This is a genomic window from Candidatus Thiothrix phosphatis (assembly GCF_035668035.1).
Lineage (GTDB): Bacteria > Pseudomonadota > Gammaproteobacteria > Thiotrichales > Thiotrichaceae > Thiothrix > Thiothrix phosphatis.
In genome coordinates this window covers 1-8,903 of the sequence record NZ_JAYMYJ010000060.1, presented here as the reverse complement: position 1 = coordinate 8,903, position 8,903 = coordinate 1, and the positions used below count along the sequence as shown (strand labels likewise).

Below are 8,903 nucleotides of genomic sequence, written 5' to 3'. Positions count from 1 at the left end.
TCGCTGGCAATTGGGGAAAAGGTACTGGGGGGAAACCACCCTGAGGTCGCCACGGTTCTGAACAACTTTGCGGAGCTGTACCGTGAGCAAGGTCAGTACGCTCAAGCGGAACCGCTATACAAACGCTCGCTGGCAATTGGGGAAAAGGTACTGGGGGGAAACCACCCTGAGGTCGCCACGGCTCTGGGCAACCTTGCGGAGTTGTACCGTACCCAAGGGCGGTATGCGCAGGCGGAACCGCTATACAAACGCTCGCTGGCGATTTTGGAAAAGGCACTAGGGACAAACCACCCGGATGTCGCCACGGTTCTGAACAACTTTGCGGAGCTGTACCGTGTGCAAGGTCAATACGCACTGGCGGAGCCGCTGTACAAACATGCGCTGGCGATACAGGAAAAGGCACTGGGGGAAAACCATCCTGATGTCGCCGCCAGCCTGAACAATCTTGCGGCACTGTATTCTGCCCAAGGCCAGTACGCGCAAGCGGAACCGCTGTATAAGCGTTCACTGGCGATTTGTGAAAAGACACTGGGGGCAGACCACCCGAATGTCGCCAGAAGCCTTAAAAACCTGGCGGAACTCTACAACAAGACCGACCGGGCAGCCTTGGCCAAGCCACTGGAAGAACGCACCGCAGCTATCCGCGCCATCAAACGCTGATTTAACCCCATTTGTGAGCGGATGACGTATGACGGAATGAAACCTCACGGTTGACCTTAAGTCATTGTCCATCCATTCGGGAGATCAAACATGAAACGCTTTACCACTGCCATTAGCCTTGCCGCCCTTTCACTATTGTTGGCTGCCCCAGCCAGCGCCGAAGAGGCCGTGAAAGTGGAGGGGCGGGTTTTCCATGACCCTGCTGCTGCGCAGGAAGCCGCACCCGCCAAATTGCATCTGGACCCTGCCAGCCTTCCCGTGCGTGCTGCACGCGGGGCATCCAGCCAGGGAGGGGATGTGGTGTTGCCACCATTAAGCACCCAGGAGCTCGCCCGCCTGCAACAACCGGACGGCAGCCATGACAAAGGCTTGCGGATAGGGGTTGGGCGTAATGTGCCAGATTCCTTCGGCCAGCCCGACACCTGGCACTGGGTCGCGGTGGAGGGGGGGCAGGTTGCCTACCTTGGCCTGACATCCAGCGGTGCACAACGGGTACGGGTAAAATTGCAAGTGGGCAACTTGCCTGACGGCGTTGAATTGCAGTTTTATGCCCCGGCAGACCCGAAGACTGTTTACGGCCCTTTCACCCGCACTGAATTGGCGGCGCAGCCTAAAGACGCCAGTGGCAATACCCTGTTCTGGTCGCCTTCCGTGGCAGGCGACACGCTGAGGATGGAAGTGTTCCTGCCTGATGGTGTGCAACCGGCAGACCTCAAGTTGGGCATCCCGCAGCTTTCGCATGTGGCAATGGATGCGGCTAGCGGGCAGAAACAAGCGGGGGTGCTGGAGTCGAATGATGCTGCCTGCTACATTGGTTTGGCTTGTGCAACCCCAGCATGGCAACGCACGGGGGCCGCTGTCGGTGGTTATCAGTTCACCAAAGTGGACGGTTCCACTTATCGGTGTTCGGGTACGGTGGTGAACAACACCGCCAATGACGGGATACCTTATTTCCTGACAGCCAACCACTGCATTGACAATCCGCAGGATGCCGCCAGCATGGAGTTTTTCTGGCGGTATGCCGGTTCTGCTTGTGGCAGCAATGACGCTGCCCAGTGGATGCTATGGACGGCGGGCGGCAGCAAGTTGCTGGCGACGGATGGGGGGCTGGACATCACCTTGGTGCAGTTGCTGGCCAATCCACCATCCGACACCACCTACGCGGGCTGGTCGGCGACACCACTCAATTACCAGGAAGCGGTCGCAGGCATCCATCATGACGGGATTAATGGCGGGATTTCCCCAAAACTGTTTTCGGCAGGGTACTTTTTGGGCCATGCCGAGGTGCAGGATGGCAACCCGGTTGCTGTCAGTGAAGGGCGGATGGCGGTTGTGCAGTGGACATACGGGGTGACCGAACACGGCAGCAGCGGTTCAGGCTTATGGGCTGTCAAGGATGGTGTGCATTACCTGAAAGGTGTGTTGTCCCAGGGCGATGTTTCATGCAGCAACCCTACCGGGAAGGATGTCTATGGCCGTTTTGATCTGGCTTACCCGCTACTCAAACCATGGCTGAACCCTGCCCACTGAACCTTCCCGGCAGGCTTTCAAAATGCCACTTCCAACCCCAGGGTCAGGGTGCGCTTGCGCCCCTGCACCAGCGCATGGATGTCTGACGAGGCGGCAATGTAATCCTTGTCCAGCAGGTTCTCGACACCCGCCTTTAGGGTGGTGCGCTTGTCCAGCTTCCATTGGGCAGAGGCATCCAGCCGGGTGTAGCCGTCCACCTCAAAACTATTGCTGCTGTTGCCGGGGCGCTTGCCAATGCGCACCACACCTAATGCCAGCTCAGTATCCGCTTGCGGCGTGTAGGCCAGCCGCAGGGAACTGCTATGGCTTGGCACGTTGGCAAGGTGGTTGCCTGCCAGCCCATCGTTGCTGCTGGTGATGCGGGCATTGAGGTAACTGTAACCGGCAGTCAGGTGCAATTTGGGGGTTAGGGGTTGCTCCAGGTTGGCTTCCATGCCCTTGGCTTGCTGGGCACCCGTCAGGACGCTGTAGTTGGGGTCTAGCGGATCAGGGGTGGTGACATTCTTTTGCTTGATGTTGAAAACACTGAGGCTGGCCTTGAGCGGTTTGCCATTGGGCGTGTCACGGGTGTAGCGGAGGCCGGTTTCGTGCTGGGTGCTTTGTTCGGGGGCAAACAGGTTGTGGTTTTTGTCCCAGCCGCTGTTGGGCTGGAAGGATTCATTGTGGCTGGCAAACCACTGCCAGTGTGGGGTCAGTTTCCATGACAGGCCAGCGGAGGCGCTGGTGTCGTAGGCATCCAGGTTGCGGGCGGCAAAGCCGGGGATGGCGGCATCAATGGTGGCATGGCTGCGGCGGATTCCGGCACTGATGCCCAGTTTGTCATTGAGCAGGGTGTGGTGCTGCAAGTACCAGGCCCGTTCCGGCTCGGTGGAGGTCAGTTCGGTTTTGCGCAACAAACTGTCATCCGGCAGTGGGTAGCCGAACACCGGCTGGTAAACATTGAGGGTGGCTTCACCAACGATGGCGGCTGACTGGAACGAGTACTCAAGCTGTTGGGCGAAGAAACCCAGGCGCGTTTGCTGTTCCAGCCGCCCGCTGTGCCGCTGATGGCTGAGTTCCGCACGCAGGGCGGTCTGATCCAAGTCCATACGTGTTTTTCTGTAATAGTCATACCATTCATCGGGGTTGTCGTCGCTGGGAATGCCGATGCCGATATGGGTTTCCTTGCGGGCGGCGCTGATATGGCTGGCTTGCAGGCTGGCTTCCCACTGCTCATTGAGCTGGCGGCTGTAATCAACCGCCACCCGCGTCATGCGGCGGTCAGCCGTCGAGCGCGGGTCAACATAAGGGACGTTATAAATGGGTGCATGGTTGTGGAAAATGGTGAGGTTGCGGTCTTCACGGTTTTGCCAGCCGTGCTCCAGGCTCAACAGCAGGGTCTGGTTGTCACCGTTCCAGCGCAGTGAAGGCAGGATGGAATAACGGTCATCGCCAACGTTGGGATAGCCGGTTTCGGCCCGCTGCCCACTGACCAACAAGCGCCCTGCCCAATCCGGGTTGCGCAATGCCCCGGTGACATCCAGCAGGCCGCGCACCTGTGAGGGTGAGCCCATCAACAGGCTGAAAGTGCGGCTGGGGGTGAAGGACGGCTTTTTGCTGGTATAGCCAAATGTGCCACCGGGCGTGCCGAAGCCTGACAGGCTGGAATCACGGCCTTTGACAATATCCACGCTCTCCAGCGTGGCAGGGTCACGCAGGTAAAAGCCCTGCACATCCGGCAAGCCATCCAGGGTGGCCTGTGCGGTGCGGAAACCACGGATGTTGATGACGCCGCCGATCCCGCTGCCCGACCCGGTTTGCACGCCCGGCACGTAGTCGGCGAAATCTTCCAGCCGGTCACTGCCAGTTTTGGCGGCATCCTTGCCCTTGATGTGGGCGGTGGATTGCGCAATCTGTTCAGCAGGGCGCCCGTAGCCGGAGATTTTGGGGGCTTTGGGCTTGGTGTTGGCGTATACGTCCACCTCCAGGCCGGTTGGGGTTTCCGCCTGGGTGACAGGGGAGGACAATGCCAACAGGATACTTGTTGGCAGGAATAAACAAGGTTTTTTCATCATTCACCATACATCGTAAAGGCGGCCCAATAGGCGGGGTGTGCCGGTTGCGGCGCATCTTGCCAACCCAGCCAGCAGAGCAAGCCGCACTCTGCCGGTGTCGCCAGCGCCTCCAGCATGGCGCGGCGCAGGGCTTCTGCCTTGCGTGGGTGCGGTTCCTGCTGCAATGCCGCAAACAGTTGTGTCATGAGCTGGGTGGTTGCCTTGGAATCGACTGCCCAGTGCGACGCCAGCACACTGTGCGCCCCGGCGGCAAAAAAGGCTTTGGAGAGGGCGGATAATCCGTTGGCAGTGTCCTGTGGCGTCAGTGTGCCGGTATTGCAGGCTGACAGTAGCACCCAGTCGGCATTCAGTTCCAGCCCACTAATTTCACTGGCAGTCAAATAGCCATCGTCATTGGCAGAACCCTGCGCTGGTGGGGTCAGGACAAGGCCGGGTTCCAGCCGCTCAAGCAGGGGGTTGCCCTGATTGGTTGGTGGCAACAACGCATGGGTGGCAAAACTGAGGATGCGGCCATGGCGTAACTGGCCGGACTGGCTCAGTTGCTTGAGGTGGGTTTCATTGGCGTCTTTGCCCAGGAACAACGTTTTGTCAGGCTCGCTGTGCAGCAGGCTGGCAATCTTGGCCAGTTCGGTGGCCGTATCCGGCAACGGCTGGAGGTATTGTGCCAGCAGGGAGGTGGTGCGGAGGAAGTCCAGCCCGTCACTGCCGTGTTGCAGGTGGTTGCCCAATTGCTGGAACAGGTCGGGCAAGTCAGCGTTGCTGCCGGTTAACACCGGGTTGCCAAAGCCCATGAAGGGTTGGGCAGCGTCATCCTGAACAGGTGCAGGGTGGGTGCGCAAGTCAGCCAGCGCATGGACTGATGGCAGGTAGGAAATGGCGTAATGGCGGGCCAGCCAGTCGGCATGTGCATAATCACCGTGCTGGTTGGGTGGGCTGGCTTCCGGTTTGGATTTGACCAGCAGGTGCAAGGGCAGGTTGAGCAGCACCCCATCCGGCACTGCCAGGATATGTTTCACACCCACGAGGTCATCTGCTGCCGGAGCCAGCAACCGCTGGTACAGGGCATGGGCAGTGTTGAGGTTGAAAGGCTGCTGCGGGTTGCCCATCGCGCCCAGCAAACCGCTGGCAGGGTCATTCAGGCTGGCTTGCAAGACGGACGGGTTGACATCCAGTGCATACAGTTTGGGTGGTTTGTCAGGGCGTAGCACCAGCAGCCAGGAATGGTCGTTATTGTTGCCCTCACCCAATACCCAGGTCAGCAGGGCTTCATCGGCTTGCAGCAGGGATTGGGCTTTGGCTAGCGTCAAGGGTGTGGGGTTCAGCAAACTGGCATAGGCAGGGAAGCGGGTTTGCAGCTCCTGGTCCAGTTGCCGGATGGTTTGGCTGGTCTGCTGCATGGCTTGTTGCAGGTCGTCCAGCGTTGTATGGCGGGATGAAGCTGTGTCAGCCAGGGATTCGGCATACTGTGTGTCGAGCCGTTGCAGGTGGTTTTGCTGTTGCCACAGGTGTTGCAGTGCATCCCGTATCTCGGGGGCGTTGGCCGTCAGGCGCAGGGCTGTCTGCCGGAGTGCTGCGGTGCGTTCGTCGCCGTGGGCTTGTTGCATGGCGATGAAGGCTTCCGGCAACGCGGTGTCGGCGTTGGCCTGTTGCCATGCCAGCCCGCGCTGGAGCAGCCACAAGTGCAGGCGGGCCAGTTGCCGCTGGCCGCTGGCTTGTTCGCGGTCAGCGCCAGGGTGTGCCGCATACTCTTCCCAGGCTTGCTGGATCAGGTGCAGGGCGGCGGGAATGTCTTTTTGCAGCCCGTCAACCTTGGCCAGCCCGGCCAGGCCGTTGGCTTTGCTGCCGGGGCTGGCGGGGGCCAGCAGGTTGTTGGCGAGGTTTTGCTGGAAGCTGGTGCGGGCGGCGCTGTAATTGCCCAGTGCGGTGTTGACCCTGCCCTGCATGTCGAGGATGCCTGCCAGCACGGTGGCATCAAGTTGCTGTTCGGTTTGCGTGCTGTCTTGCGCAGGCGGTTGGGTCATTTCTGCGAGCGCCGCCGTGAGCAAGGGTTCCGCCTTGTCGTAATGGGCTTGCGCCTCGTACAGCGAGGCCAGCGGCAGGGCGGCACGCGCTTTGTCTGGCGATTTTTCAATGCTTTGTTGGTAGCACTGCTCGGCTTCTTGGTATTTCCCTTCCGACTGGTAGAGTTGCCCCAGGTAGGTGAGGGCAGTGGCAATGCCGGGGTGTGCGGGTGGCAGCCCGCCATCAATGATGCTTTTCAACAGGGTTTCGGCTTGTGCTGGATTGCCTTGCTTCCGGTATAAATCGGCAAGACTGGTCAGGGATGCCCATGTGTCCTCCAATTGCCCAGGCATGGTTCCCAACAGTTGGCGGCATTGTTCGAGCAATACGGAGGCTTCGTTATGCCTTCCCTGAAGTTGGTAGGATGCAGCCAACGCCAGCATTTGCCCACTCACCAGGAAGGGGGCCTTGCCAACCTTGATGCCCGCCTGGGCGGCATTGTCCTGCGTCAACGCCAAGCTTTTTTGCGCCAGTTCCAGCCCGTGCCTGAGTAAAGGTTCTGCCTTGGCATGTTCACTCTGGAATTGCAGTGCCAGCCCTTGCCGCCAGTCAATTTGACCTTGTAATTGGTAAGCCAGCGCCTGCCCTAAATTCAGTTCTGCCCGCATTTTTGCCTGGGCAGGGTCATCCGGGGCGGTGGGCAAGGCGGCTAGCGCTTGCTGGGCGGTTTGTCCGGCTGCGGTTGCGGTGGTGGTGGCTTGCTCATATTGGCCTTTATTCAGTTCAGCAAACCCTTGCCCAATGGTTTGGGTAATGTGGGTGATGGTTTGGGCGTGTGCATCGCTGGGGGTATCCGCCATTGCCCGCATGGAGCCTGTTAATAGCAGCAATAAAAATAAGGTGAGCCTTGCAATTAATAAATAAAAATAATTCATAGATTGTACTCTGGGCAATACTTGTTTTTAGCATTTTTTAAGTTTTTTTTAGCTTTTTTGTCTTTATTTTTACATGCCTGAATTTACGCTCCTTGCCCTTAACCCCCTTTATGTTTTTGCATCGTATGGCCATACAATGATGATTGATATATTTGACAGGAGTAAAAATGAAAAAGCTGCTAATGCAAGGATTGCTGGCCTCGTTGTGTTTTCTCCCCATGGCCTGCTTGGCTGATGAAACACTGGATAATGCCAGCCAGGAAGAGCTGAAGGCTTTGGTGGCAAAGGGCGACACGGGCGCCATGCTGAAGCTGGCATCGAAGCTCGCTGATGTGCCGGGAAAGGATGCCGAAGTCCTGAAGTTGTACCAGCAGGCTGCCGACAAGGGGAATGCTTCGGCCCAGTTTCTGCTGGGGTTCCGCTATGAGCAGGGTGCTGGCGTTAAAAAGGATACGGCTGTTGCTGCCAAGTGGTACCAAAAAGCGGCGGAACAAGGGGATGTGAACGCCCGGTATTTTTTGGCTGGCTTGTATCTCAACGGTGACGGCGTTGAGAAAAATGTCAAAAAAGCCATGGATTGGTACATGACGGCATCGGATCAAGGGGATGCGCCCGCCCAGTTCAGTTTGGGGCTCATGTATGACCAAGGTGATGGGGTGGTGGAAGATGACGCTGCCGCTGTCGAATGGTATCGGCGCTCGGCAGAAGCTGGGTATGAAGCCGCCCAACACAATTTGGGGAATATGTATGCGCAAGGTGAAGGCATTGCAGAAAACGATGCCCTGGCGGTGGAATGGTGGCGCAAAGCGGCAGAACAGGGGAGTGTTTCTGCCCAGTACCAGTTGGGGTTGGCTTACGCCCAAGGGGAAGGGGTGGAAAAAAACACTGTTGAGGCCGCGATCTGGTATCGGAAGGCGGCGGAAGCAGGGGATACCAATTCCCAGAATAATCTGGGGGCGCTCTATAAAACGGGTGATGGTGTTGTGCAGGACGCCGCTGAAGCCGTGAAGTGGTATCGGAAGGCGGCAGAGCAAGGGGAGGCGGTCAGCCAGGACAATCTGGGTGACATGTATTACAACGGGCAAGGTGTTGAAAAAAATCTGGCAATCGCGGCTGACTGGTACCAGAAAGCCGCCAAGCAAGGCAATGCCTATTCCCAATATAGCCTGGGGCGGCTGTATCTGGATGGTGAGGGTGTGGAAAAAAATGCTTCAACGGCGGCAGAATGGTTCCGCAAGGCAGCGAAACAGGGGCATGCATCCGCCCAATATAACCTGGGGCTATTGTACAAGCAGGGGAATGGCGTCAAGCAAGACTATGCAGCGGCGGGCAAGTGGTACCGCAAGGCAGCAGGGCAAGGCAGTGCTGAAGCCCAAAACAATCTGGGGGTGCTGTATGACGAAGGCAACGGGTTCCTGAAAGACGACACGGCGGCGGTGGGCTGGTTCCGCAAGGCAGCGGAACAGGGCCTGGCAGTGGCACAATATAATCTGGCCACCAAGTATGCGGCAGGCAGGGGCGTCAAACAGGATTATGGTGCCGCCGCCGCTTGGTATCGGCAGGCTGCCGAGCAGGATGATCCTGACGCCCAGTTCAATCTGGGGGAGTTGTATGCCCAAGGGAATGGGGTCGCAAAAAGTGAGGCCGAAGCGCTGGAATGGTATCGCAAGGCTGCTGCACAGGATTATGCACCGGCGAAAGAGGCTTTGCAGAAACTGGGTGG

Annotated in this window: 5 protein-coding genes; 3 read left to right on the top strand and 2 right to left on the bottom strand. The window is 58.3% G+C overall.

Translation table 11 applies throughout. The annotated features are described in order from the left end of the window. Both VSS37_RS07235 and VSS37_RS07230 read left to right on the top strand, forming a co-directional pair. Positions 1-660, top strand: a 660-nt coding sequence (locus tag VSS37_RS07235) for a tetratricopeptide repeat protein (protein WP_324694134.1), incomplete at its 5' end; no start/stop codon positions are given. Between the two features lie 90 nt (positions 661-750). Next, entirely contained in the window at positions 751-2,190 is a 1,440-nt protein-coding gene (locus tag VSS37_RS07230) for a trypsin-like serine peptidase (protein ID WP_324694133.1), read from the top strand. 17 nt (positions 2,191-2,207) lie between these two features. Here the strand turns inward: VSS37_RS07230 and VSS37_RS07225 are convergent, their stop codons facing one another. Both VSS37_RS07225 and VSS37_RS07220 read right to left on the bottom strand, forming a co-directional pair. Then, the gene (locus VSS37_RS07225; protein WP_324694132.1) at positions 2,208-4,244 is read right to left on the bottom strand and encodes a TonB-dependent receptor; all 2,037 of its coding nucleotides are present in this window, start codon (positions 4,242-4,244) and stop codon (positions 2,208-2,210) included. Then, a complete protein-coding gene (locus tag VSS37_RS07220; RefSeq protein WP_324694131.1) occupies positions 4,241-7,105 on the bottom strand; it encodes a CHAT domain-containing protein in 2,865 nt (954 codons plus the stop codon). The genes VSS37_RS07225 and VSS37_RS07220 overlap by 4 nt, the downstream gene beginning before the upstream one ends. A 242-nt stretch (positions 7,106-7,347) precedes the next feature. Between VSS37_RS07220 and VSS37_RS07215 the strand changes: the two genes are divergently transcribed. Beyond that, positions 7,348-8,903: tetratricopeptide repeat protein (locus tag VSS37_RS07215; protein WP_324694130.1), on the top strand; the 1,556-nt coding region annotated here is incomplete at its 3' end.